The sequence below is a fragment of the Mesorhizobium sp. M8A.F.Ca.ET.161.01.1.1 genome, from assembly GCF_004792105.1.
Taxonomy (GTDB): domain Bacteria; phylum Pseudomonadota; class Alphaproteobacteria; order Rhizobiales; family Rhizobiaceae; genus Mesorhizobium.
Map to the genome: position 1 here is coordinate 1 of NZ_SRTD01000466.1, position 287 is coordinate 287.

Sequence of the window (287 nt, forward strand, 5' to 3'; positions counted from 1 at the left end):
CCGATCTATGAGCTCTGGAAAGACCGACATGCGCACGCCGCTGGCCAAGGTCCGCGGCCTCGGTTCGGCCCGCGAAGGCACCGGCCATTTCTGGCGCCAGCGGCTGACCGCCATCGCCAACATCCCGCTGATCCTGTTCTTCGTCGGCTTCCTGATCGCGCTCAACGGCGCCGGCTATGCGGAAGTGCGGGCAGCCCTTGCCAACCCGTTCGTGGCGCTGGTGCTGGCCCTGGTGCTGGTCTCCGGGCTCGTCCATATGCGCCTCGGCATGCAGGTGATCATCGAGG

The 287-nt window shown here is 66.9% G+C and carries 1 protein-coding gene; it reads left to right on the forward strand.

Going from position 1 to position 287, the window contains the following annotated elements; translation table 11 throughout:
* Positions 1-7: 7 nt before the first annotated feature.
* Positions 8-287, forward strand: a 280-nt coding sequence (gene sdhD, locus EN804_RS36570; protein ID WP_135922442.1) for a succinate dehydrogenase, hydrophobic membrane anchor protein, incomplete at its 3' end; no start/stop codon positions are given.